This is a genomic window from Aquipuribacter aurantiacus (genome assembly GCF_051216895.1).
In the GTDB taxonomy this organism is placed as follows: domain Bacteria; phylum Actinomycetota; class Actinomycetes; order Actinomycetales; family JBBAYJ01; genus Aquipuribacter.
In genome coordinates this window covers 53856-77582 of record NZ_JBPKAO010000015.1, presented here as the reverse complement: position 1 = coordinate 77582, position 23727 = coordinate 53856, and the positions used below count along the sequence as shown (strand labels likewise).

The 23727-nt window shown below is 74.3% G+C and carries 23 protein-coding genes; 13 read left to right on the top strand and 10 right to left on the bottom strand.

What is annotated here, in order from left to right:
* From ACR80Q_RS16885 to pdxS, 3 genes are all read left to right on the top strand, one after another.
* Positions 1 to 789 (top strand): glycosyltransferase family 4 protein (locus ACR80Q_RS16885; RefSeq protein WP_435378813.1); only part of this gene is annotated, 789 nt, incomplete at its 5' end.
* The gene (locus ACR80Q_RS16880) at positions 783 to 1853 is read left to right on the top strand and encodes a DUF3048 domain-containing protein (protein ID WP_435378812.1); all 1071 of its coding nucleotides are present in this window, start codon (positions 783 to 785) and stop codon (positions 1851 to 1853) included. The genes ACR80Q_RS16885 and ACR80Q_RS16880, both read left to right, overlap by 7 nt.
* Positions 1854 to 1896: 43 nt before the next feature.
* Entirely contained in the window at positions 1897 to 2826 is a 930-nt protein-coding gene (gene pdxS / locus ACR80Q_RS16875; protein WP_435378811.1) for a pyridoxal 5'-phosphate synthase lyase subunit PdxS, read from the top strand.
* Here the strand turns inward: pdxS and ACR80Q_RS16870 are convergent.
* Positions 2774 to 3199 carry a hypothetical protein gene (locus ACR80Q_RS16870; protein ID WP_435378810.1) on the bottom strand — a complete coding sequence of 142 codons (426 nt, stop codon included), beginning with the start codon at positions 3197 to 3199 and terminating at the stop codon, positions 2774 to 2776. The genes pdxS and ACR80Q_RS16870 overlap by 53 nt on opposite strands.
* Here ACR80Q_RS16870 and pdxT point away from each other — a divergent pair.
* From pdxT to ACR80Q_RS16825, 9 genes are all read left to right on the top strand, one after another.
* Positions 3198 to 3956, top strand: coding sequence for a pyridoxal 5'-phosphate synthase glutaminase subunit PdxT (gene pdxT, locus ACR80Q_RS16865; protein WP_435378809.1), 759 nt, complete (start codon positions 3198 to 3200; stop codon positions 3954 to 3956). The genes ACR80Q_RS16870 and pdxT overlap by 2 nt on opposite strands.
* 3 nt (positions 3957 to 3959) lie before the next feature.
* Positions 3960 to 4727 carry a YebC/PmpR family DNA-binding transcriptional regulator gene (locus ACR80Q_RS16860; protein ID WP_435378808.1) on the top strand — a complete coding sequence of 256 codons (768 nt, stop codon included), beginning with the start codon at positions 3960 to 3962 and terminating at the stop codon, positions 4725 to 4727.
* A 79-nt stretch (positions 4728 to 4806) separates the two neighbouring features.
* Positions 4807 to 5328, top strand: coding sequence for a crossover junction endodeoxyribonuclease RuvC (locus ACR80Q_RS16855; protein ID WP_435378807.1), 522 nt, complete (start codon positions 4807 to 4809; stop codon positions 5326 to 5328).
* 52 nt (positions 5329 to 5380) lie between these two features.
* Positions 5381 to 6004: a Holliday junction branch migration protein RuvA gene (gene ruvA / locus ACR80Q_RS16850; RefSeq protein WP_435378842.1), complete on the top strand. Its 624-nt coding sequence runs from the start codon at positions 5381 to 5383 to the stop codon at positions 6002 to 6004.
* 62 nt (positions 6005 to 6066) lie between these two features.
* Positions 6067 to 7158, top strand: a complete 1092-nt coding sequence (gene ruvB / locus ACR80Q_RS16845; protein WP_435378841.1) for a Holliday junction branch migration DNA helicase RuvB — start codon at positions 6067 to 6069, stop codon at positions 7156 to 7158.
* A gap of 77 nt (positions 7159 to 7235) precedes the next feature.
* Complete coding sequence (locus tag ACR80Q_RS16840; RefSeq protein WP_435378806.1) at positions 7236 to 7616, top strand: preprotein translocase subunit YajC; 381 nt, start codon at positions 7236 to 7238, stop codon at positions 7614 to 7616.
* A gap of 7 nt (positions 7617 to 7623) precedes the next feature.
* The gene (gene secD, locus ACR80Q_RS16835; RefSeq protein WP_435378805.1) at positions 7624 to 9594 is read left to right on the top strand and encodes a protein translocase subunit SecD; all 1971 of its coding nucleotides are present in this window, start codon (positions 7624 to 7626) and stop codon (positions 9592 to 9594) included.
* Positions 9591 to 10703: a protein translocase subunit SecF gene (secF, locus tag ACR80Q_RS16830; protein ID WP_435378804.1), complete on the top strand. Its 1113-nt coding sequence runs from the start codon at positions 9591 to 9593 to the stop codon at positions 10701 to 10703. The genes secD and secF overlap by 4 nt, the downstream gene beginning before the upstream one ends.
* A 95-nt stretch (positions 10704 to 10798) precedes the next feature.
* Positions 10799 to 11122, top strand: a complete 324-nt coding sequence (locus ACR80Q_RS16825; RefSeq protein WP_435378803.1) for a hypothetical protein — start codon at positions 10799 to 10801, stop codon at positions 11120 to 11122.
* Here the strand turns inward: ACR80Q_RS16825 and mnhG are convergent.
* From mnhG to ACR80Q_RS16795, 6 genes are read right to left on the bottom strand one after another with little or no spacing between them, the layout of a single operon-like run.
* Positions 11119 to 11484: a monovalent cation/H(+) antiporter subunit G gene (gene mnhG, locus ACR80Q_RS16820; RefSeq protein ID WP_435378802.1), complete on the bottom strand. Its 366-nt coding sequence runs from the start codon at positions 11482 to 11484 to the stop codon at positions 11119 to 11121. The genes ACR80Q_RS16825 and mnhG overlap by 4 nt on opposite strands.
* Positions 11481 to 11741 carry an MrpF/PhaF family protein gene (locus tag ACR80Q_RS16815; RefSeq protein ID WP_435378801.1) on the bottom strand — a complete coding sequence of 87 codons (261 nt, stop codon included), beginning with the start codon at positions 11739 to 11741 and terminating at the stop codon, positions 11481 to 11483. Before ACR80Q_RS16815 ends, mnhG begins: the two co-directional genes overlap by 4 nt.
* Positions 11741 to 12292, bottom strand: coding sequence for a Na+/H+ antiporter subunit E (locus ACR80Q_RS16810; RefSeq protein WP_435378800.1), 552 nt, complete (start codon positions 12290 to 12292; stop codon positions 11741 to 11743). The genes ACR80Q_RS16815 and ACR80Q_RS16810 overlap by 1 nt, the downstream gene beginning before the upstream one ends.
* Complete coding sequence (locus ACR80Q_RS16805; RefSeq protein ID WP_435378799.1) at positions 12289 to 14010, bottom strand: Na+/H+ antiporter subunit D; 1722 nt, start codon at positions 14008 to 14010, stop codon at positions 12289 to 12291. The genes ACR80Q_RS16810 and ACR80Q_RS16805 overlap by 4 nt, the downstream gene beginning before the upstream one ends.
* The gene (locus ACR80Q_RS16800) at positions 14007 to 14498 is read right to left on the bottom strand and encodes a Na(+)/H(+) antiporter subunit C (protein WP_435378798.1); all 492 of its coding nucleotides are present in this window, start codon (positions 14496 to 14498) and stop codon (positions 14007 to 14009) included. The genes ACR80Q_RS16805 and ACR80Q_RS16800 overlap by 4 nt, the downstream gene beginning before the upstream one ends.
* Positions 14495 to 17371 (bottom strand): Na+/H+ antiporter subunit A, encoded by a 2877-nt coding sequence (locus ACR80Q_RS16795; RefSeq protein WP_435378797.1) that lies wholly within the window; start codon positions 17369 to 17371, stop codon positions 14495 to 14497. Before ACR80Q_RS16795 ends, ACR80Q_RS16800 begins: the two co-directional genes overlap by 4 nt.
* A 189-nt stretch (positions 17372 to 17560) precedes the next feature.
* Here ACR80Q_RS16795 and ACR80Q_RS16790 point away from each other — a divergent pair, with 189 nt between their 5' ends.
* Positions 17561 to 19939, top strand: coding sequence for a RelA/SpoT family protein (locus ACR80Q_RS16790; protein WP_435378796.1), 2379 nt, complete (start codon positions 17561 to 17563; stop codon positions 19937 to 19939).
* Here ACR80Q_RS16790 and ACR80Q_RS16785 read toward each other — a convergent pair.
* The 3 genes from ACR80Q_RS16785 to ACR80Q_RS16775 form a co-directional block, all read right to left on the bottom strand.
* Positions 19894 to 20637: a hypothetical protein gene (locus ACR80Q_RS16785; protein WP_435378795.1), complete on the bottom strand. Its 744-nt coding sequence runs from the start codon at positions 20635 to 20637 to the stop codon at positions 19894 to 19896. The two genes, ACR80Q_RS16790 and ACR80Q_RS16785, sit on opposite strands and share 46 nt — an antisense overlap.
* Before the next feature lie 141 nt (positions 20638 to 20778).
* Positions 20779 to 22854, bottom strand: a complete 2076-nt coding sequence (locus tag ACR80Q_RS16780) for a DUF349 domain-containing protein (RefSeq protein WP_435378794.1) — start codon at positions 22852 to 22854, stop codon at positions 20779 to 20781.
* On the bottom strand, positions 22851 to 23717 hold the full coding sequence (locus tag ACR80Q_RS16775; RefSeq protein ID WP_435378793.1) for a peptidylprolyl isomerase: 867 nt from the start codon (positions 23715 to 23717) through the stop codon (positions 22851 to 22853). The genes ACR80Q_RS16780 and ACR80Q_RS16775 overlap by 4 nt, the downstream gene beginning before the upstream one ends.
* Between the last annotated feature and the right edge of the window lie 10 nt (positions 23718 to 23727).

The following is a 23727-nucleotide window of genomic DNA, read 5'->3' as shown; positions in this document are numbered from 1 at the left end:
CCCCCCCGCGCCGAGCTCGGCGCCGGCGGGGGCGGGCAGGGCGTGCAGCTGGCGGGCACCGTCGACGAGGCCGACAAGCGGGCCCTGGTCGCCGGGGCCGACGTGCTCGTCGCGCCCCACCGCGGCGGGGAGAGCTTCGGCATCGTCCTGGTCGAGGCGATGGCCACCGGCACCCCCGTCGTCGCCTCCGACCTGCCCGCGTTCCGGGACGTCATGGCCGGGACCGGGACGCTGGTGCGACCGGGCGACCCCGCCGCGCTGGCCCGGGCCGTGGTCGAGGTGCTGCTGGCCCCGGCCGACGCGGCCGGGGCGGAGCGGGCGGCGGTCCGGCGACGGGCGGCGGGGTACGACTGGCCGGTGGTCGGGGCCGCGTGGGCCGAGGTCTACGAGCTCGCCCGGGAGGTGGCCGGGGGGCCGGGAGCCGCCCGGGCCAGGCTCCGCCGGGAGCTGCTCGACCGGGCCGTCGCGGCGGCCGAGCACGCCGCCGCGGGACTGCTCGCCGACCACCCGGGGGCCCCGGGGCTGGCCCGCGCGGCGCACGACGCCGGCGACCCCGACGACCTGGCGGCGCAGAGCCGGCTCACCGCCCTGGTCCGCTCCGGGGTCCTGGCCCCGCCCGTCGCCACGGACCTGTCCCGGTCCACGGACCGGGTGGCGGCCGTGAGGACCCTGGCCAACGACGTGGCCCGGCGCCGCGGGGAGCCCACGACCGAGCTCGACGACGACGCGGGCGGTCCCGGCACCTCCCGGGGGTCGTGGCCCTGGTGCCCTAGCCTCGACGGGTGCTGAGGACCCGGCCCGCCGCCACCGCGCGACGCCGCCGGGCGGCACCGGCGGTCGCCGTCCTGCTGCTGCCGCTGCTCGCCGCCTGCGGGGTGGGGGCGGGCGACGACACGCTCGACGACCAGAGCGGGGTCGTCGCCCCGTCGGGGCTGCCGGTGCCCCTGGCCAGCGGGCCCCGGGTCGGCGCGTCCGGCACCGCCAACGCGCTCACCGGCGAGGCCGTGCCCGACGGCCGGGTGCTCGCCGTCAAGATCGACAACACCGATGCCGCGCTGCCCCAGGCCGGGCTCAACGAGGCCGACCTGGTCTACGTGGAGGAGGTCGAAGGCGGCCTCACCCGCCTGGTGGCCCTGTTCCAGACCGAGATGCCCGCACGGATCGGACCGGTCCGCTCGGCCCGCTCCAGCGAAGTGGCCATCCTCACCAACCACGGCCCCGTCGCGCTCGCGTTCGCCGGGGCCAACGCCGGGGTCCTGGAGGAGCTGTCCGCCACCGACCTGCAGCTGGTGTCGTCGGGGGCCGGGTCGGAGGGCTTCATCCGGGACCCCTCGCGGGACGGCCCGTACGACGTCATCGGTGACGGCACGTCCCTGCTGCGTCGCGTCCCCGGGTCCGGTGTCGCGCAGGACGTCGGGCTGCGCTTCGGCCCGGTGGGCGCGGGCGCTCGCCCCACCAGCGCAGGCACGTACGCCTGGCCGGCCTCGACGGTGGAGTTCTCGTGGTCGGACACCGACGAGGCGTGGGTGCAGCAGCGGGACGGGGAGGCCGCCGTGGACGAGGAGGGGGAGCCGGTACGCGCCGACAACGTCCTGTTCATGGACGTGCCGGTGCTGGGCACCGACTACGTCGACGTCAACGGAGCCCCCAGCCCCCGGGTGAGTCCCGTCGGGACGGGGACGGTCACCCTGCTGCGCGACGGCGTGGCCCTGACGGGCAGCTGGGCGCGGGAGTCCGAGGCCGACCCGACCAGCTTCACCGACGCCGCCGGCGGGGACCTGCTGCTCGACGTGGGGACCACCTGGGTCGTCCTCGTGCCGCAGGGCGACACGGCCACCCTCACCGGCGGCTGACCCCGTTCGGGGTGCGCCCCCGGGCGAACCTACGATGGTCCCCATGAGCGACCCCAGCACCCCCGGCCCCAGCACCCCTGGCGCACACACCTCCGTCACCGGTACCGACCTCGTCAAGCGCGGCATGGCCGACATGCTCAAGGGCGGCGTCATCATGGACGTCGTCGACGTCCAGCAGGCGAAGATCGCCGAGGACGCCGGCGCCGTGGCCGTCATGGCCCTCGAACGGGTCCCGGCCGACATCCGCGCCGAGGGCGGCATCTCCCGGATGAGCGACCCCGACATGATCGACGCCATCATCGGCGCCGTCTCCATCCCCGTCATGGCCAAGGCCCGGATCGGGCACTTCGTCGAGGCGCGGGTCCTGCAGAGCCTCGGCGTCGACTACGTCGACGAGTCCGAGGTGCTGTCCCCGGCGGACTACGCCCACCACATCGACAAGTGGCCCTTCACGGTGCCCTTCGTCTGCGGCGCCACCAACCTGGGCGAGGCGTTGCGCCGGCTCAGCGAGGGCGCGGCCATGATCCGCTCCAAGGGCGAGGCGGGCACGGGCGACGTCAGCCAGGCCACCACCCACATGCGCACCATCGGCGGGGAGATCCGCCGGCTGTCCTCGCTCAGCGAGGACGAGCTCTACGTGGCGGCCAAGGAGCTGCAGGCGCCGCTGCCGCTGGTGCGGGAGGTCGCCCGCGAGGGCCGCCTGCCGGTCGTGCTGTTCACCGCCGGCGGCATCGCCACCCCCGCCGACGCGGCCATGATGATGCAGCTGGGCGCGGACGGCGTCTTCGTCGGCTCCGGCATCTTCAAGTCCGGCGACCCGGTGGCCCGCGCCGAGGCCATCGTCAAGGCCACCACGTTCCACGACGACCCCGACGTCATCGCCAAGGTCTCCCGCGGGCTGGGCGACGCGATGGTCGGGATCAACGTCGACGAGCTGCCTGCGCCTCACCGGCTCGCCGAGCGCGGCTGGTGACCTCTCGGCCGAGGCGGGTGGCCTGAGCGCCGCCCGCCCGGCCGAGGTCCGCGGCGCGGAGCAGGGTCCGCTCGAGCCAGCGCATCAGCCGGGCCTGGACCTCGGGGCGGTGCAGCCGCCGGGTGAGGGCCTCCGCGCCCACCGCGGCGAGTGCGGACACCACGATCAGGGGCAGCGCGGCCAGGAACCCGTTGAGCAGCAGGACACCGAGCACGACCAGCACCGCGGCCGTCACGACGATGCCGCCCACCAGCCGCAGGTCCTCCCGCCGCACCTCGCTGCCGAGCACACGCGCAGCCAGGACGTCCGTGCCCGGGCGCAGCAGCACGACGGACACGCCGACGAGCAGGGCCTGGATCAGGAGGAACGTCATGAGCGCCACAGCCCAAGGGTCGCACGTCCAGGGGGCCCTCACCGGCGTGTCCACCGCTGTGTCGCCCACCGGTCCGACGGGTGCGCCGACCGGTCCGACGGGTGCGGTCACCGGTCCCGGGACGCCCGCGGTCGTGGGCGTCCTGGCGGTCCAGGGCGACGTCAGGGAGCACGTGGCGGTGCTCCGTCGACTCGGGGCCGAGGTGGTCCTCGTCCGGCGACCCGCCGAGCTGGAGCGGGTGGACGCGCTCGTCCTGCCGGGCGGTGAGTCGACCGCCATCGACCGGCTGGTGCGGGCCTTCGACCTGCAGGGGCCGCTGCGGTCCCGGATCCGGGCCGGCATGCCGGTCCTGGGGTCCTGCGCCGGGATGATCCTGCTCGCGGACCGGCTGACCGAGACCGCCGCCGGCCAGCAGACGCTCGGCGGCATCGACATGACGGTGCGGCGCAACGGGTTCGGTCGCCAGGTGGACAGCTTCGAGACCGACCTCGACGTGGTCGGCCTGACCGGGCCGGCCGTGCACGCGGTCTTCATCCGCGCCCCGCAGGTGGTCCAGGTGGGCCCGCAGGTGCAGGTGCTCGCCAGGGTCGCCCGGCCCGGCTCGGGCGATACCATCGTCGCCGTGCGGCAGGGCACGCTGCTCGCCACCGCGTTCCACCCCGAGGTGTCGGGGGACGACCGGTTCCACCGGGTCCTCGTGGAGCTCGCGGGGCAGGCGCACGACGCAGCCGGACCGCGGACGACGAAGGAGACGTGAACGATGTCGGGTCACTCCAAGTGGGCGACGACCAAGCACAAGAAGGCTTCGGTCGACGCCAAGCGAGCCAAGCTCTTCGCCAAGATGATCAAGAACATCGAGGTCGCGGCCCGGACGGGCGGCGGTGACGTCGCGGGCAACCCGACGCTCTTCGACGCCATCCAGAAGGCCAAGAAGTCCTCGGTGCCCAGCGACAACATCGAGCGGGCGGTCAAGCGGGGCTCCGGGGCGGACTCCGGCGGCGCCGACTACTCGACGATCATGTACGAGGGCTACGCGGCCGGCGGCGTCGCCGTGCTCATCGAGTGCCTCACCGACAACCGCAACCGCGCCGCCAGCGACGTGCGCGTGGCGGTCACCCGCAACAGCGGCACCATGGCCGACCCGGGCAGCGTGTCGTTCCTCTTCACCCGCAAGGGTGTCGTCGTGCTGGCCAAGGACCAGAACGGCGGCCTGACCGAGGACGACGTCCTGGCCGCGGTGCTCGACGCCGGCGCCGAGGACGTCAACGACCTGGGCGAGGCGTTCGAGGTCATCAGCGAGGCCACCGACCTGGTCGCGGTCCGCACCGCCCTGCAGGACGCCGGTATCGACTACGACTCCGCCGAGGCGTCGTTCGTGCCGGCCACCCAGGTACCCGTCGACGCCGAGACCGCGGGCAAGGTGTTCCGGCTCATCGACGCGCTCGAGGACTCCGACGACGTGCAGAACGTCTACTCCAACGTCGACGTGTCCGACGAGGTGCTGGCCGAGCTCGAGCTCGTCGGCTGACGCGGGCCGACCCCGGGTCCGCGGTCGGGTCCGGGCGCGCCTGCGCCCGGACGCCCCGCGACCGGGGCAGGCTGTCGGCGTGCGTGTGCTGGCGGTCGACCCGGGACTCACCCGCTGCGGGGTGGCCGTCGTCGACGGCGGCACCGGGCACCGGGCCACGCTGGTCCACGTCGGCGTGGTCCGGACGGCCCTGGAGCTGGAGACCGGCGACCGGCTGGCGCAGGTCCACACCGAGCTCACCGCCCTGATGGCCGAGCACCGCCCGGACGTCGTCGCGGTGGAGCGGGTGTTCGCGCAGCACAACGTCCGCAGCGTCATGGGCACGGCCCAGGCCGCCGGCATCGTCATGCTCGTCGCGTCCCAGGCCGGGGTCCGTCTGGCCATGCACACCCCGTCCGAGGTCAAGGCGGCCGTCACCGGGTCCGGCCGGGCCGACAAGGCGCAGGTGGGGTTCATGGTCGCCAAGATCCTGGGCCTGGCGGCCGCGCCCAAGCCGGCCGACGCCTCCGACGCCGTCGCCCTCGCGCTGTGCCAGCTGTGGCGCGGGCGGGCCGCGAGCCGTCTGGCCGCCGCCACCGGCGCGCCGCGACGAGGGGCCTGAGCCCGCCCGCTAGCGTGTCGTACACGTGTTCGGAACCAGCAGCGGAGGTCCCATGCTCGCCGAGGTCAACGGCCAGGTGCTGAGCACCCGGCTGGACGGTGCCGTCGTCGCGGTCGGAGGTCTGGGCCTGCTGGTCCGGGCCACGCCCCGCACCCTGGCGGGTCTGCGCCCCGGGTCACCGGCGCGGCTCGCGACGTCGCTGGTCGTGCGGGAGGACTCCCTGACGCTGTTCGGGTTCGCCGAGGACGACGAGCGCGACGTCTTCGAGCTGCTGCAGACCGTCAGTGGCGTCGGGCCCCGGCTCGCCCTGGCCGTGCTCGCCGTCCTCGAGCCCGACGACCTGCGCCGCGGCGTCGCGGCCGGCGACGAGGCCACGCTGATGAAGGTCCCCGGCATCGGCCGCAAGGGCGCCCAGCGGATGCTGCTGGAGCTGGGGGACCGGCTGGGACCGCCGCACTCCGCGACCGGTCCCGCGCCGCGGCCGCAGACGGCCGGTGGTGACGGCACCGGCGGGGGGACCCGCGAGCAGGTCGTGGCGGCGCTGGTCGGCCTGGGCTGGGCGAGCAGGCAGTCGGAGGAGGCCGTCGACGGGGTCCTCGCGGCCGACGGCGGCGACGAGGCCCGGGAGCCGGCCGACCTGCTGCGCACCGCCCTGCGCGGGCTGGCCCGCACGTGAACGGCGACCTCACCGGCCACCTGGACGAGGCCTCGTTCGCCGACGAGGGGCCGGTCGCCGGGCTGGCCCGCGAGGTGGACCCCGAGGTCAACCCGGGCGAGATGGCGGAGGAGTCGGCCCTACGACCGAAGTCCCTGGACGAGTTCGTCGGTCAGCCCGTCGTCCGGCGCCAGCTGGGCCTGGTCCTGGAGGCGGCCAAGCGGCGGGGCGGGGCGCCGGACCACGTGCTGCTCGCCGGGCCGCCGGGACTGGGCAAGACCACGCTGGCGATGATCGTCGGGGTCGAGCTGGGGGTGCCGGTACGGGTCACCAGCGGCCCCGCGCTGCAGCACGCCGGCGACCTGGCCGCGATCCTGTCCTCCCTCGACGAGCACGAGGTGCTGTTCCTGGACGAGATCCATCGGATGGCGCGGGCGGCCGAGGAGATGCTCTACCTGGCGATGGAGGACTTCCGGGTGGACGTCGTCGTCGGCAAGGGCCCCGGTGCCACCGCCATCCCGCTGCCGCTGCCCCGCTTCACCCTGGTCGGCGCGACCACCAGGGCCGGCATGCTGCCCTCGCCGCTGCGTGACCGGTTCGGGTTCACCGGGCACCTCGACTTCTACGACCAGGCCGACCTGACCCGGGTGCTGGAGCGCAGCTCCCGGCTGCTGGGGGTCGACCTCGCCCCCGACGCGGCCCGCGAGATCGCCGGCCGGTCCCGGGGGACGCCCCGGATCGCCAACCGGCTGCTGCGCCGGGTGCGGGACTACGGCGAGGTGCACGGCTCCGGCGACGGGTCGGTCCACCTGGGCGACGCCCGGGCGGCGCTGGAGCTGTTCGCCGTGGACCGGCTCGGCCTGGACCGCCTGGACACCGCGGTGCTGGACGCGCTGTGCCGCCGGTTCGGGGGAGGTCCCGTGGGTCTGTCGACGCTGGCGCTGACCGTGGGGGAGGAACCGGAGACGGTGGAGACCGTCTGCGAGCCGTTCCTGCTGCGGCAGGGCTTCCTGGCCCGGACGCCGCGCGGGCGCGTCGCGCTCCCGGCGGCCTGGCAGCACCTGGGGCTCACCCCGCCGGTGCAGTCCGTCGGGGGGGTCGGGACCGGTCCGGGGACCGATCCGGACGACGCCCCGCTGTGGAGGGAGTTCGGCGAGGGCGGTCGGCTCGCCTAGACTCCCGCGGGAGCTCCGGGACTCACGGGGCTGACGTGCGCCGTCGCCTGTCGCCGGCCGATCGGAAGGACCCTCTGTTGGATCCCGTCTCCCTGCTGCTGGTCGGCGGGCTCGTCCTCATCCTGGTCATGCAGTTCAGCCGGGTCCGCAAGCAGCAGCAGGCGGTCAAGCAGACCCAGGCCGGGCTCGAGGTCGGGGTGGACGTGCTCACCGCGGCCGGCATGGTGGCCACCGTGGTGACCGTGGACGAGGCGACCATCACCCTCCGCGGGCCGGACGGCAACTTGTCGCGCTGGGTCAAGGGCGCGGTGGTCCGGGTCCTGCCCGACACCGACCCGGCCTCCTCGCGCTACCAGGCCCCGGCGACGACGGACCCGACGGACCCGACCGGCACCGGCACCGGCACCACCGACACGGGGGCCGTCGACGACGACGGCAACCCTCGACACCAGGACTGAGAGAACCGTGACCACGACCACCCGACGGTCGCGCCCCGGGCGCACCCTGATCTTCCTCGCCGTGATCGTGGCGATCATCTTCGGCATCGTGGCCGGCGGCGCCATCGCCTCCGACGCCCGGTGGACGCCCGGCCTCGCCCTCGACCTGGAGGGCGGCACGCAGATCATCCTCGAGCCCGAGGCCGAGGAGGGCGCCGACATCCCCGCGGAGTCCGTCGAGCAGGCCGTGGAGATCATCCGGCAGCGCGTCAACGGTTCCGGCGTCACCGAGGCCGAGGTCACGCAGCAGGGCGCCAACAACATCGTGGTCGCGCTCCCCGGACAGGCCGACGAGGCCACGCTGGACCTGGTGCGTCAGTCCGCGCAGCTCGAGATGCGGCCCGTGCTGCTCACCGGCTCCGGCTTCGACCCGAGCCTGCTCGAGCCGACCGCCGAGCCGACCGCCGAGCCGTCCGACGGCGCCTCGGCGCCTGCGGTCGACCCGAGCGCCCCGGCGGAGGACCCGAGCGCACCCCCGTCGATCACCCCGGGCGGGACCACCGAGCCCAGCGCCCCCGCCACCCAGGGGCGGGCGCTCCCGCGGGCCGACCTGTCCGCCGCCGGCGCGGCCACCGCGCCCACCCCGGCCGCGACCGAGGTCCCCGTCGCCGAGCCGACCGACGCCGCGCAGCCGACCGACGCCCCGGTGGCGACCGGTGAGCCGGCCCCGGTCCCCGTCGACCCCTCGGCCGCCCCCGCGCCCGAGCCGACCGGCCCGTCCGACCTCGCCTACATCACCCCCGAGGTCTCCCAGGCCTTCGCCGCCCTCACCTGCATCGACCCGACCGCCGTCGACCCCGACAACCCCGAGGCCGCCGTGACCCGGGTCGAGCAGGGCGAGCCCGACGAGGCGCTGGTCGTGTGCTCCGCCGACGGCCTGGAGAAGTACGTCCTCGGCCCGGTCGAGGTGCCCGGCGAGAACATCGAGGACGCCACCTGGGGGATCGGGACCGGCCAGACCGGTGTCTCCACCGGTCAGGTGGTCGTCAACATCCAGTTCAACGGCGAGGGCACCGACCAGTTCGCGGACACCAGCCGCCGGCTGTTCGGCCTGACCGGCGACCTCAACCGCTTCGGCATCGTCCTGGACGGCGTGGTCATCTCCGCCCCGACCATGAACGGGATCATCCCCAACGGCCAGGCGCAGATCTCCGGCAACTTCACGCAGGAGTCGGCGGAGTCCCTGGCCAACCAGCTCCGCTTCGGCGCCCTGCCGCTGTCGTTCAGCGTCGAGTCCACCGAGTCGATCTCCCCGACCCTGGGCGGGGAGCAGCTGCGGCTGGGGCTGCTGGCCGGGATCATCGGCCTGGTCCTGGTCGTCGTCTACTCGCTGATCCAGTACCGGGCCCTGGGCCTGGTCACCGTCGCGTCGCTGCTGATCGCCGGGCTCATCACCTACGGCCTGCTCCTGATCCTGTCGTGGCGCCAGGGCTACCGGCTCAGCCTGCCCGGCGTCGCCGGCCTGATCGTCGCGATCGGCATCACGGCGGACTCGTTCATCGTGTTCTTCGAGCGGATCCGGGACGAGATCCGCGACGGCCGCAGCCTCGAGGTCGCGGTCGAGCGCGGCTGGGAGCGGGCGCGACGGACGATCCTGGCCTCCGACGCGGTGTCGTTCCTGGCGGCCGCCACGCTGTACCTGCTGGCCGTGGGCGGGGTCCGCGGCTTCGCGTTCACGCTGGGCCTGACCACCATCGTCGACCTGCTGGTGGTGTTCCTGTTCACCAAGCCCCTGGTCACGCTGCTGGCGCGGACGAAGTTCTTCGGTGGCGGCCACAAGTGGTCCGGCTTCGACCCCGAGCACCTGGGCTCGACCGTGGCCCGGCGCGCCGTGCGCACCGGGGCCCGCACGCCCGACCCCGACGGCCTCACGCTCGCCGAGCGCAAGCGCGCCGCCCGTGACGCCGAGCGCGCCGCCAACGAAGGAGCAGTGCTGTGAAGTTCGACCGCTGGGGCAACCGCCTCTACACCGGTGAGCAGTCCTACGACGTCGTCGGCCGGCGACGTACCTGGTACGCGATCGCGGCCGTGGTCCTCATCATCAGCATCGGGGCGCTCGGTGTCCGCGGGCTCAACCTGGGGATCGACTTCACCGGGGGTGCGTCCTTCCAGATCACCAACATCGCGGGCGGCGTCGACGAGAGCCTCGCCAACACCGCGGTGACCGAGGTGACCGGGCCCACCGAGGTGCAGGCCACCACGATCGGCGGCGACTCGCTGCGGGTGCGCACGGGGGAGGTGACGACGGCGCAGTCCGAGGAGATCGTCGGCCTGCTGGCGGAGGCCTACGAGGTCGCGCCGGAGGAGATCACCAGCAGCTTCATCGGCCCCACCTGGGGCGAGCAGGTGTCCCAGCGGGCCCTGCAGAGCCTGCTCGTGTTCCTCGTGCTGGTCGGCCTCGTCATCGCCGTGTACTTCCGCACCTGGAAGATGGCCGTCGCGGCCCTGGTGGCCCTGCTGCACGACCTGGTCATCACGGTCGGGATCTACGCCCTGATCGGGCTCGAGGTGACGCCCTCGACGATCATCGGCTTCCTCACCATCCTCGGCTACTCCCTCTACGACACCGTCGTCGTCTTCGACAAGGTGCGCGAGAACACCGAGGACGTGCTCGAGTCCAAGACCGAGACGTACAAGGAGGCCGCCAACAAGGCGGTCAACCAGACGATGGTGCGCTCCATCAACACCAGCGTCGTGGCCCTGCTGCCGGTGGCCTCCATCCTGTTCATCGGCGCGCTGCTGCTGGGGGCCGGCACCCTGCTCGACCTGAGCCTGGCGCTGTTCATCGGCATCGCCGTCGGTACCTACTCCTCGATCTTCCTGGCCACCCCGCTGCTGGTTCACCTGCGCGAGCGGGAGGAGCCGATCGTCAAGCACGCCCGCAAGGTCGAGGCCTACCGCAAGGCCCACCCCGAGGCCGGGACCGTCCTCGTCGCCGAGCGGGACGACGACGCCGACCTCGCCGCCCTCGACCGGCTCACCCTGACGGAGCGCCAGGCAGGCCAGCGGGCCCAGCCCAAGCGGCCGCCCCGCAGCAGCCGCCGCTGAACGAGTCCCCGGCCCCGGGCCTGCGCAGCTGGCACGAGCCGGACCCGTCACGGGGTTCCCTGCTGCTGCTGGCCGCGGGGCTGGGGGCGTGCCTGGTGGTGGGCGTCACGTCGGCCGTGGCCCGCAACTGGGACCTGCTCGTGGTGGCGGTCGTCGTCGCGGCGGCGCTGCTGGCCGACCTGTGGCGTGGGCTGCGGGAGCGGGACTTCGTGGTCGCCGGGCCCGACGGGCTGGTCGTCCGGGTCCGGGGCACGACGACGTCCTGGGCGTGGGCCGCCGTGGCCGGGGTCGAACCCGCGCCGGTGCGGTCCGGTCGACGGCGCGCCGTCGTCCTGCTGGTGGACGGCACCACTGCCCGTCTGCCGCGCGATGCCCCGGTCGACGACCTCGCCCGCTGGGTCCGGGAGCTGGGCGGCTAGTCCTGCCGGGGCCGCAGCGGACGTGACCGGCCCGGAGGCAGGTCGTCGACGTGCAGCGACCCCCGGTCGAAGTGCCGCGACCGGTTGGCCACCCGCGACACCATGTGCGCCGACACCGGCGCCGTGACCAGCTGGAACCCGGCGGCGAGCAGCAGCAGCCAGGCTTCCGGGTGCTCCCGCAGCCGGACGGCCGCCCCCGCCAGGCACAGCACGATCCCGAGGACCTGCGGCTTCGTGGCGGCGTGCATCCGCATCAGCACGTCCGGGAACCGGAGGGTGCCGATGGCCGCGGCCAGGGCCAGGGAGGCCCCGACCAGCAGCAGCGCGGCGGCCAGACCGTCCAGGAAGGTGTCCGCGGTCACGGGTCCCGCCTCGCGATCATCCGGGCCACGGCCACCGAGCCCACGAACCCCAGCAGCGTGCCGATGAGGATGACCGGGGTGATGGTGACGTCGGTGCGGGCCGCGGCCAGGGCGGCCAGGCTGCACAGCAGGATCGCCAGCAGCATGTCGGTGGCGACGACGCGGTCCAGCGTCGTCGGCCCGCGCAGCAGCCGGGCCACGGCCAGCAACCCGGCCACGGCCAGCATGGTCGCGACGACGGGGACGACGACGCCCATCACGAGCGGCTCCTCTCCTCGGCCAGCAGGGCCAGGTCGTCGGGGGTGCCCAGCGCGCGGATGATCTGGGCCTCCACGTCGCGGACACGTGCCTTGAACCGGGCGACGGCGGCGTCGTCGCGGGCCTCCAGGACGTGCGCCACGATCGTGCTGCTGCGGGTGTCGACCTCGATGACCAGGGAGCCCGGCACCAGGGACAGCGCCTCGGTGAGGACGGTGAGGATCAGCTCGGAGCTGCTGCGCACGTCCACCGACACCACGGAGCTGACCGGGGGCGGCCCCGGCCGGACGGCGATCCACGCCACCTGCCCGCTGGCGATGACGACGTCGACGGCGAACCGGCCGACGAAGGCCAGCAGCGCCCCCACGTGCAGCCGGCCGCCGACCCGGGCGTCGGGCAGCGGGAACACCGTCGTGACGACCGCTCCCAGCAGCAGGCCGTTCAGCAGGTTCCCCCACGAGAAGGTGCCCCAGAGGAGCACCCACAGCACGGCGAGCAGCACGACGATGGTGCCCGCCACCACCCACCGTCGGGGCCGTTCGGGGGTCATCCGGTCTCCTCGCCGGTCACCAGGACGGCGACCACGTAGACCTCGGGCCGGGTCAGGTTCTCGGCCGCGGTGGCGGCGACCCGGGTGATCGGCCCTGCGCCCACCGTGAGCGCGACGGTGACGGCGACCAGGCCGACCGCCGCACCCCACATCGCCCGCGATGCGGGCTGAGGACCCTCGGGGCCCACCGGGCGGGGGCCCTCGTCGCCGCCCGGGTCCCCGGTCGGGGCCGCGCCGGTCGCGGTGGCGGTGGTGCCGGCCGTGGTGACGGTGGCGGTGGTGCCGGCCGCGGACCCGGTGGTGCCGTCGGTGCCCGTGGTGGCCACGTCGGGCTCGTGGGCGCCGGCCCGGTCGAGCAGGTCGACGACGCCGTCCGGGTCGCCGGGGACGACCGGGTGCTCGTCCGCCGGTCGCCAGAAGGCGCGGTTCCAGACCTTCGCCACCGCGTACAGGGTCAGCAGGCTGGTCAGCGCTCCCGCGCCGACACCGACCCAGGCCAGCGGGCCGCCGTCCTGGACGCCCGCCTGCAGCAGGGACGCCTTGCCGATGAAGCCCGACAGCGGGGGGATGCCGCCCAGGTTCATGGCGGGCACGAAGAACAGCAGCGACAGCAGCGGGGCCGTCGCGGCCAGCCCGCCGAGGCGGTACAGGCTCGTGGACCCGGTTCGGCGCTCGACGAGCCCGACCACCAGGAACAGCGCCGTCTGGATGAGGATGTGGTGGGAGACGTAGAACAGCGCCCCGGCCAGCCCCTGCTCGGAGCCGAGCGCGATGCCGAACACCATGTAGCCGATGTGGCTGACCAGCGTGAACGACAGCAGCCGCTTGATGTCGCTCTGGGCCACGGCGCCCAGCGCGCCCACCACCATGGTCAGCACCGCGGCCACGAGCAGCACGGTGCGCATCGAGTCGTCGGTGAACAGCAGCGTCTCGGTCCGGATGATGGCGTAGACGCCGACCTTGGTCAGCAGCCCGGCGAACACCGCCGTGACGGGGGCGGCGGCCGTGGGGTAGCTGTCCGGGAGCCAGGCCGACAGCGGGAAGATCGCGGCCTTGATGCCGAACGCCAGCAGCAGGACCAGGTGCACGACGGTCTGCACCTCGGCCGGGACCTCGGCCATCCGCACCGAGATCTGGGCCATGTTCAGCGTGCCCGTGGTCGCGTAGACCAGGGCGATGCCGACGAGGAAGAAGAAGGACGAGATCAGGCTCACCACCACGTAGGTGATGCCGGCCCGGACGCGGGCGGCGGTGCCGCCGAGCGTCAGCAGGACGTAGCTCGCCGCCAGCAGCACCTCGAAGCCCACGTAGAGGTTGAACAGGTCGCCGGTGAGGAAGGCGTTGGACACGCCTGCGGTGAGCACGAGGTAGGTGGGGTGGAAGATCGACACGGGCGTCCCGCGGGCGCCGTCGGTGATGCCCTCCCCGACGGCGTAGACCAGGACGCCGAGGGTGACCGTCGCCGACACCGTGAGCATCAGCACCGACAGCCGGTCCGCGACGAGCGAGATGCCGATCCCGACGGGCCACCGCCCCACCTCCAGCGAGGCGGGGCCGTCGCGGTCGACCAGGACCAGCAGCGCCACCGCCGTGAGCAGCACGAGGGTCAGCGAGGCCAGGCTCACGGCCCGCTGGGCCCGGGGTCGGCGGCCGAGCACGAGCGCGATCCCGGCCCCGACGAGGGGGATGAGGACCGGCAGCGGCAGCAGCACGCTCACCACGGGGTCGTCCCTGCTGCCCGGTCGTCGGCCGGTCGCCCGCCGGTCCTGCCGGTCCCGGCGGTCCCGGTGTCGTCGGGCTCGTCGTCGTCGGTCACCTGGCCGTAGACCTCGCTGTCGCTGTCCTCGAGCCGCTGCTGCAGGGCGACGCGGACGTCCTCGTCGTCGTCGACGACGTCCTCGCGGGAGTCCAGCACCCACGAGCGGTAGGTCAGCGCGAGGAAGAAGGACGCCACACCGAGCGTGATGACGATGGCGGTGAGGATGAGGGCCTGCGGCAGCGGGTCGCTCATGTCCTCGAAGGGCGTGACGCCGACGATCGGCGGGCCCCCGGCCGGGCCGGAGACCGACAGGATCAGCACGTTGACGCCGTTGCTGATCAGGAGGACGCCGAGCAGGACCCGCGTCAGGCTCCGGTCCAGCACGAGGTAGACCCCGGTCGAGAACAGCACCGCCACGAGCACGAGGTACACCGCGTTCGCAGTCACGGCGTCACCCCCTGGGGCCGGGGGGCCGGTGCGTCGGCGGCGTCGTCCTGCAGCTCGGCCTCCTGGCGGTCCAGCTCGGCGCCGAGGCTGCGCAGGACGTCCAGGACGAGACCGACCACGATCAGGTAGACCCCCATGTCGAAGAACAGCGACGTGACCAGCTTGACGTCGCCGTAGACCGGCATCGTGAACTCGATGATGGCGGTCTGCAGGACGTCCGCCCCGCCGAGCAGACCCAGCACGCCGGTCCCGCCGGCCAGGACGAGCCCGCCGCCGAGCAGCAGGCCCGCGTCCAGCGGGGCGGCCTCACCCAGCTCGTACCGTCCGCCCGCCAGGTAGCGCAGGACGAGGGCGAGCCCGGCGACCAGACCGCCGGCGAAACCGCCGCCGGGGGCGTTGTGCCCGGCGAAGAGCAGGTACAGCGAGACCAGCACGATGGGGTGGAACAGCAGCCGGGTGACCACCTCGAGCACGACGGATCGTTCGGCGCGGGGCAGCATCTCGCTGCCGCGCAACCAGCTGCCGGACTCGCTGCGGTCGGCCCGGACACGACGACCGCGCTCGGCGTCCGCCGCCGACGCGTGCCCGGTGTGCTGCGGCGTCCCCGTCCGGCGGTCGATGAACACCAGGCTCGCGACGCCGGTGGCCGCCACGACGAGGACGGCGACCTCGAGCATGGTGTCCCAGGCCCGGATGTCCACGAGGGTGACGTTGACGACGTTGGCCCCGCCGCCGAAGTCGTAGGCCCCGGCCGGGAACTCCTCGCTGACCGAGTCGTTCGTGCCGGCCCCGATGGCGGTGGCCGCGAGCCCCGCCATCAGCAGGCCCACCGGGACGGCCACGGCCAGGCGCGCCAGCCGCAGCCGCATGCCGTGGCGCTGGCTGATGGTCTTGGGCAGGCGGCGCAGCACGAGCACGAAGACGACGAGCGTGACGCTCTCGGCCAGGAACTGGGTCAGGGCCAGGTCGGGGGCGCCGTGCAGGGCGAACAGGATCCCGATGCCGTAGCCGCTGACCCCGACCAGCACCACGGCCGCGAGCCGCTGCCGGATCCGCACCGCCGCCACCGCGCAGGCGATGATCCCGCCGGCGACCACGGCCTGCAGCGGGGTGTCCCAGGCGCGCAGGTCCCAGGTCCGGAACGCGCCCGCCAGGGCCGCCCCGGGCAGGACGAGGAGGACGAGAAGGATCACCGTCAGGTAGCGGGGCAGCGACCCGGTCTGCGTCGCCGCGGTCACCGTCCCGGCGAGCCGGTCCAGGCCCCGCATGGTGCGGCGGTAGGCGAGGTCGGCGTCGCCGTGCCCACCCACCCGCTGCTGGAACGCACCGACCGCGTCGCGGCGGACGAAGGCCAGCAGGCCGAGGGCGATCACGGTGAGCGACAGCCACAGCGCGGGGGAGAGGCCGTGCCACAGGGCCAGCTCGTAGGTGCCCTCGTAGCCGGCGGGCAGCAGGTCGGCGTGGGCGACGACCGGGCCGTCCAGCCACGGGACGAGGACCCCGATCGCCAGGGTGGCGGCGGCCAGCAGGGCCGCGGGCACCAGCAGCACCGGTGACAGCGGGTGGTCGGCGGGGGCGTCGTCGGCGGTCCGGCCGCCGAAGGCCCCCCACACGAAGCGGGCGCTGTAGGCCACCGTCAGCCCGGAGCCCAGGGCCATCACCGCCAGCGCGGCGCCGGCGACCGGCGGGGACAGCACACCGGGGTGCAGCAGGGCCTCGTAGGCGGCCTCCTTGCCGACGAACGCGGCGAAGGGCGGCAGCCCGGCCATCCCGGCCGCCGCGGTGGCGCCGACGGCGAGGAGGAGCGGCTGGCGGCGACCCAGCCCGGCGAGCTCACGGATGTCGCGGGTGCCGGTGGTGTGGTCCACGGCCCCGACGACCAGGAACAAGGCGGCCTTGAAGGTGGCGTGGGCCAGCAGCATCGCCAGCCCGGCCAGCATCGCCTCCCGGGTGCCCAGACCGACCAGGACGACCATGAGGCCGAGCTGGCTGACGGTGCCGAAGGCCAGCAGCAGCTTGAGGTCGGTCTGGCGCAGCGCGCGCCAGGCGCCCAGCACCAGCGTGGTCAGCCCGAGGCTGATCACCACCGGCCGCCACAGGCCGACGTCGGCGAAGCCGGGGGCGAGCCGGGCCACCAGGTACACCCCGGCCTTGACCATCGCCGCCGCGTGCAGGAACGCGCTGATCGGCGTCGGGGCGGCCATGGCGGCCGGCAGCCAGAAGTGCAGCGGGAACAGGGCGGACTTGCTGAGCGCGCCGATCACGACGAGCAGCACGGCGACGTCCACGACCGGGCCCGACGGCGGGTCCGCGACCAGCGCGGACAGCTCGTAGCTGCCCGTCTCGCCGAGCACGATCAGGCCGACGAGCATGGTGAGGCCCCCGGCCGTGGTGACCACCAGGGCCTGCATCGCTGCCCGGCGGCTGGCCTTGCGGCGGGAGTCCTCGCCGATCAGCAGGTAGGAGAAGACGGTCGTGAGCTCCCAGAACACGAACAGCAGCAGGGTGTTGTCGGCCAGGACCAGGCCGAGCATCACCCCGGTGAACGCCATCAGGTTGGCCGTCAGCGACGGCAGGCCGCGGTGGTCGCGGTCCAGGTAGCGCGAGGAGTAGACGAGCACCAGGGTGCCGACGGCGCACACCACGACCGCCATCAGCCAGGACAGCGCGTCCAGGCGCAGCACCAGGTCCAGGTGGATCTCGGGCATCCAGGTGGCGCGCTCCACCTGCTGCGAGGGTCCATGGGCGACGAGCCAGACCAGCGCCGCGGCCGGCACGAGCGCCAGCAGGGCCAACGCGTCACGTCCCAGCCGCCGGACCAGCCACGGGGCCAGGCACGCGGCCAGGAGGTGGGCCCCGACGAGGACGATCACGGTCGGCCTCCTCCTCTGGGCGTGCAGGTTCGACCGTGCGGCCGGTGGGGTGGCCCCGGGCCCGACGACCGGTGCGGGCCCCGTGCAGGGGGCACCGTGGGACGTCCCGGGGGCGGCCCGAGCCTACCGTGGGTGACCGCGGCGACCGGATCGCCCGCGGGGTGCCTAGACTCGTCACGAGGAGGTGCTGTGGACGAGCAGACCAGTCAGGGATCCGGGCTCGCGCCCGTGGTCGCGCCCGTCCCCGTGCCGCCGACGGTGCCTCCCGCCGAGCCGCGTCCGGACGCCACGACCGGTTCCGGTGGTCTGCTGTCCCGCTGGGCCCGGCGCGGGCTGGTGCGCACCCAGGTGAGCCCCATCCTGGAGCCGCTGCTGGTCACCGTCCGGGCCGCCGACCCCAAGGCCGACACGTCCCTGCTGGAGCGGGCCTTCGTGGTGGCCGAGCGGGCCCACGCCGGGCAGGAGCGCAAGAGCGGCGACCCGTACATCACGCACCCCGTCGCGGTGGCCACGATCCTGGCCGAGCTGGGCATGCCGACCTCGACGCTGGCGGCCGCGCTGCTCCACGACACCGTGGAGGACACCGACTACAGCCTCGACGACCTGCGCACGGACTTCGGCGAGGAGGTGGCGCTGCTCGTCGACGGCGTCACCAAGCTGGACAAGGTCCACTACGGCGACGCCGCCCAGGCCGAGACGGTCCGCAAGATGGTCGTCGCGATGGCGCGCGACATCAGGGTCCTGGTCATCAAGCTCGCCGACCGGCTCCACAACGCCCGGACCTGGAAGTTCGTGTCGGCCGGGTCGGCGCAGAAGAAGGCCCGCGAGACGCTGGAGATCTACGCCCCGCTGGCCCACCGGCTGGGCATGAACACCATCAAGTGGGAGCTGGAGGACCTGTCGTTCGCGACCCTGTACCCCAAGGTCTACGACGAGATCGTCCGCATGGTGGCCGAGCGCGCGCCCGCCCGCGAGGAGTACCTGGTCAAGGTCCGCGAGCAGATCGCCGGTGACCTGCGGGAGGCCAAGATCCGCGCCAGCGTCACCGGGCGCCCCAAGCACTACTACTCGATCTACCAGAAGATGATCGTCCGGGGCCGCGACTTCGCCGACATCTACGACCTGGTCGCCGCCCGGGTCCTGGTCGACACGCTGCGTGACTGCTACGCGGTCCTGGGGGCGCTGCACGCGCGCTGGACGCCCGTACCGGGGCGCTTCAAGGACTACATCGCGATGCCCAAGTTCAACATGTACCAGTCGCTGCACACCACGGTGATCGGTCCGGGCGGCAAGCCCGTCGAGGTGCAGATCCGCACCTTCGAGATGCACCGCCGTGCCGAGTACGGCGTGGCCGCGCACTGGAAGTACAAGGGCGGGCAGGGCGGCAAGGGCACCAAGACCGTCGGCGTCGCGCCGATGGCCGACCCGTCGGACATGTCCTGGCTGCGCCAGCTGCTGGACTGGCAGGCCGAGACCGGGGACCCGGAGGAGTTCCTCGACGGGCTCCGCTTCGAGGTGGCCGCCCAGGAGGTCTTCGTCTTCACCCCGCGCGGTGACGTCATGTCGCTGCCGGCCGGTGCGACGCCGGTGGACTTCGCCTACTCCGTGCACACCGAGGTCGGCCACCGGTGCATGGGGGCGCGCGTCAACGGGCGGCTGGTGCCGCTGGAGAGCACGCTCCAGAACGGCGACGTCGTCGAGATCTTCACCTCCAAGGCCGCGGGCGCCGGGCCGAGCCGCGACTGGGCCGGGTTCGTGGCCTCGCCCCGGGCCCGCAACAAGATCCGCCAGTGGTTCTCCAAGGAGCGTCGCGAGGAGGCCGTCGACGCCGGCCGCGACGCCCTCGCCCGGGTGATGCGCAAGCAGAACCTCCCCATCCAGCGGGTCCTGTCGCACGAGGCGCTCGTCGCCCTGGCGCAGGAGATGCGGTACGTCGACGTGTCCGGGTTGTACGCCGCGGTCGGCGAGGGGCACGTCAGCGCCCAGGCCGTGGTGCAGAAGCTCGTGGCCGCCCTCGGCGGGGCCGACGGCACCGAGGAGGACCTGGCCGAGGTCACCACCCCGAGCCGGCGGGTGGCGCGGCCCCGGTTCAACGAGTCCGGTGTCGTGGTCAAGGGCGCGGAGGACGTCTGGGTGAAGCTGGCCCGCTGCTGCACCCCGGTGCCGGGGGACGAGATCGTCGGCTTCGTCACCAAGGGCCAGGGCGTGTCGGTGCACCGCACCGACTGCGGCAACATCTCGACCCTGCAGCGCGAGCCGGAGCGGATGCTCGACGTGGAGTGGGCGCCCACCTCGGCCAGCGTGTTCCTCGTCCAGATCCAGGTCGAGGCCCTGGACCGGAGCCGGTTGCTGTCCGACGTCACCCGGGTGCTGTCCGACGCGCACGTCAACATCCTGTCCGCGTCGGTGTCGACGTCGGACAAGCGGGTGGCGATCTCCAAGTTCACCTTCGAGATGGGTGACACCCAGCACCTGGACCACGTCCTCAACGCCGTCCGGCGGATCGAGGGAGTCTTCGACGTCTACCGCGTCACCAGCGGCGTGCAGCGCGAGGTCGCCGACGACTGAGGCGGGGCGTCCGTCCCGCCGGCGGGGGCCTGCGGTGGTCGCGGGGCCCGCGGACCGAGCTGGTCGGGTGGCTCGTGCTCCTGCTGCTCCTGGCCCGGCGGCCGGGGCTGCTGCTCCTGCTGCTCGGTCAGCAGCTGCAGGGCCCGCCGACGGCCCGGTCGGGCACCGCCCGCCCGCAGGGCCGTGACCACGCGCGTGACGTCGATGCCGGGGGAACGGGCCAGTGCCTCGACGCAGACGCGGGCCACGGGCTCCGGCAGCAGCCGGGCGCAGTCGGCCGCCGTCACCTCGGGGTCGGTGAGCGGCACACCGCCGAGCAGGACCCAGGCGCGGGGGCCGTCCCACCGGGTGGCCCGCAGCGGCAGACCCCTGCGGCCGGCCCCCGGCCGGGGGCCCGGCACCTGCGGTCCGCCGGCCGGCAGGGCCAGGTCCACCTGGCGGGGCAGCAGGGCGGGGTGACCGCTCCACACCCAGGCCGCGCTCTGCCGCACGAGGACGCCGTGGCCGGCGGGCGAGCACAGCGCCATCGCCCGGGCCCGGTCCGTCGGTGCCACCGGGACCCGGGTGACGTGCACGTCCGCCACCAGCGTCGGCGCGTCGCACGGCACCCCCGCAGGAAGGGCCAGCTCACCCGCCAGGACCAGCGGTGGCCGCGGGCAGGGGTCCAGGCGCCACGGGGGAGCGGTGGTCTCGAGCACCCGGCCAGGCTCGCGGTCACCGCCCACGAGCTGACCGCCGACCGCGCCCGGCTGTGGACGTCGACGGCCCCCGTGCCGTTGTGGACACGGGGGCCGACGGTGGCCGGGGTCAGCCGCCCGCGGTGCGCGGCGGACGCCGGCTCAGCGCGAGATGTCGTCGAGCGACGCCTCGGCCTGGTCGAGCCAGGCCTGCTTGGTGGCCCGCTCCTTGGCCGCGCGCGAGGCCGTGCGGGTGTCGCCACGGGCCTCGGCCTCGGTGACCTTGGCGTCGAGGTCGGCGACCTGCTGACGCAGCTGCAGCACCAGGCCGGAACCCCGGGCCACCACCTCGGGCTTGCCCTTGCCCCACTTGGCGCTGTCGGCGTCACGGACCTTCTCGATGACCGCCTTGAGGCGTCCCTCGATCCGGTCCAGGTCGCCGCGGGGCACCCGCCCGGCGTCGTCCCAACGGTCCTGGATCGACCCGAGCGCCTTGCGGGCCCGGTCCAGGTCGGTGACGGGTAGCAGCGCCTCGGCCTCCAGGAGCAGCTTCTCCTTGACCTCCAGGTTGGCCTTGTACTCCTCGTCCTGCGCGGAGTTGGCCGCCGTGCGGGCCGCGAAGAACACGTCCTGCGCCGCGCGGAACCGGGCCCAGAGGGCGTCGTCGTCCTTGCGGGACAGGCGTCCCGCGGACTTCCAGCTGTCCATCAGGCTGCGGTACTCGTCGCTGGCGGAACGCCAGTCCGTCGAGGTCTGCAGCTCCTCCGCCCGGGCGATGAGCTGCTCCTTGGCGGACTTCGTCTCCGAGCGCTGGTCGCTGACCTGGGCGAAGTGCGCCCGCCGCATCCGGTCCACGGTGGACCGGGCGGCCGCGAAGCGCTTCCACAGCGGGTCCTCGCTGCGCTTGTCCAGCCGGGTGCCGGACCGCTGGGCCGTCTTCCAGGTGTCCAGCAGGGCCTGCATCCGCTCGCCCGCGTTCTTGAAGTGCATGCTCTGGGCCGGGGTGGCGGCGATCTGCTCCGCCTCGACGACGATGGCCTCCCGCTCGGCGAGCGCCTGGGCCCGGGCCGCCGCGCGCTGGGCGTCCTCGACCTTGGTCCGCTCGGCGACGAGTCCGTCGAGTCGGTCCAGCTCGGCCCGCAGCGTCGGCAGGTCCCCGACGGCCTTGGCCTCGGTGGCCGACGTCCGGAGGGTGACCAGGGAGGCGCGGGCCTCCTTGGCCGGCACGGTGCCGTTGTCGAGCCGCTGCCCGAGCAGGTGCACCTGAGCCGCCAGGTCCTCGAACTTGCGCACGTAGAAGGCCAGGGCCTCCGAGTGCGGGACGTCGGGGTACTGACCGACCTCGCGCTCCTCGTCGCCGTCGCGGACGTGGACGACGCCGGCCTCGTCGACCCGGCCGAACGACGCCGCGCCCACCGCCAGGGGCGGGGTGACGGCCGCCGCGGGCGCGGGGGTGTGCGCCCGGGCCGGCATCACGTCGGAGGGTCGCGGCGCGTCGTGGGCGGGGGCCGACGGGACGGGCGAAGGCGTCGGCTTCGGCGCGGGAGCGGGCTCGGCCGCCGACTGGCCCTCGGCCGCCGGCTCGTCGGCCGCCGGCTCGTCGGGCGCGCCGTCCTGGGGTGCGTCGGGCTGGGGTGCGTCGGGCTGGGGTGCGTCGGCCTCCGGCTCGGTGACGGTCACGGGCTCGCCCGCCACGTCGGGCTCGGGGGCCGCTTCGGGCTCGGCCGCCTCGGGCTCGGGGGCCGCCTCGGGCTCGGACGCGGCTGCGTCAGGCGCCGCGGTGGGTGCGTCGGGCGTCACGTCCGGGGCATCCGCCGACGGGGCAGCCGAGTCCGGGGCGCTCGTGCCCGAGGCGGTCGCCTGGGGTGCGTCGGCCTCGGGGGTGCTGGCCTCGGGTGCGTCCTCGGTCTCGTCCGAAGCGGTCTCGTCCGAAGCGGTCTCGTCCGACGTGTCGTGCTCGCGGCGGCTCAGGAGCGCGTCCGCGGCACCGGTCACCACGTCCTTGGCCAGGCCGCCGATGGCCCCCGCGACGGCGCCGAGAACCGACGACGCGCTGGTCTGCTCATCGGCCTGCTCGTCGCCGTTCTGCTCGCCGTTCTGCTCGTCGCCGGCTGAGTCGGGCTGGGCGGGGTCCTGGGAACCGTCGGCCCGATCCGCTGGGGGGGCCGGCGCGGCCTCCGGCGCCACGTCCACCGGCTCCTGCTGGTCGGGACCGGACGGGCTGGGCTCGGTGCTCACGCTGTCTCCTCCGCGGTGACGCTTTCGATTCCGATGGTTCGGGCGGGTGCGACCCCGTCCGCGGCCAGTCCACCTTCGGCGACCAGCCGGACGATGTCGAGCCCTTCGGTCACGCGGCCGAGGACGGTGTACCCCCCGGCGCCGTCGGACGGGATGGTCGAGTCCTCGTACACGAGGAAGAACTGGCTGCCCATGCTCTCACCGTCACCGCCGACGCGTGCCATGGCCACCGTGCCGGCCGGGTAGACGTCGTCGACCGGTGCGTTCTCGACCGGGCCGAACGCGTAGCCCGGGCCACCGGTCCCGGTGCCGGTCGGGTCCCCGCACTGCAGCACGAAGATGCCCGCGGTGGTGAGCCGGTGGCACGGGGTGCCGTCGAACCAGCTCTCCTGGGCGAGGAACACCAGGTTCCCGACGCCCTGCGGGGCCGCGTCGGCGTCCAGCTCGAGGGTCACGTCCCCGCAGGTGGTGGCCAGCCGGACCGTCCACGTGCCGGACACGGGCTCCGGTGCGGTGTCGAACTGGACGGGGTCCACCTCGGCCACCGGGACCGGGGGACAGGTGTCGTCCTCCGGCGGGGCGGCCGGTTCCCCGGTCGGGGCGGCGTCGGGGCTCGTGCCCTCGTCGGGTGCGGTGCTCGGGGCGGTGGTCGCGGTCGCACCACCCTCGGCGAGGGTGTCGTCGCCCCCGCCGCCGAGCAGCGAGACGGCCGTCACCACGCCCACGACGACGAGCACCGCGACGGCGGCGACCACGGCGTTGGTCGTGCGGCGGCGACCCCGACCGGCCTGCTTGTCGGCGGTCCTCTGCTCGAACTTCTCCTGCCGGCGGCGGGCTTGCTCGCGCTCTCGCTTGGACGTCACGGGTGCTGGG

Coding starts and splice junctions, on each gene's coding strand:
- ACR80Q_RS16870 (WP_435378810.1), bottom strand. CDS start 3,199: ATGACGTTCCTCCTGATCCAGGCCCTGCTCGTCGGCGTGTCCGTCGTG.
- ACR80Q_RS16860 (WP_435378808.1), top strand. CDS start 3,960: ATGTCGGGTCACTCCAAGTGGGCGACGACCAAGCACAAGAAGGCTTCG.
- ruvA (WP_435378842.1), top strand. CDS start 5,381: ATGCTCGCCGAGGTCAACGGCCAGGTGCTGAGCACCCGGCTGGACGGT.
- pdxS (WP_435378811.1), top strand. CDS start 1,897: ATGAGCGACCCCAGCACCCCCGGCCCCAGCACCCCTGGCGCACACACC.
- pdxT (WP_435378809.1), top strand. CDS start 3,198: ATGAGCGCCACAGCCCAAGGGTCGCACGTCCAGGGGGCCCTCACCGGC.
- ACR80Q_RS16810 (WP_435378800.1), bottom strand. CDS start 12,292: ATGACCCCCGAACGGCCCCGACGGTGGGTGGTGGCGGGCACCATCGTC.
- ACR80Q_RS16815 (WP_435378801.1), bottom strand. CDS start 11,741: ATGGGCGTCGTCGTCCCCGTCGTCGCGACCATGCTGGCCGTGGCCGGG.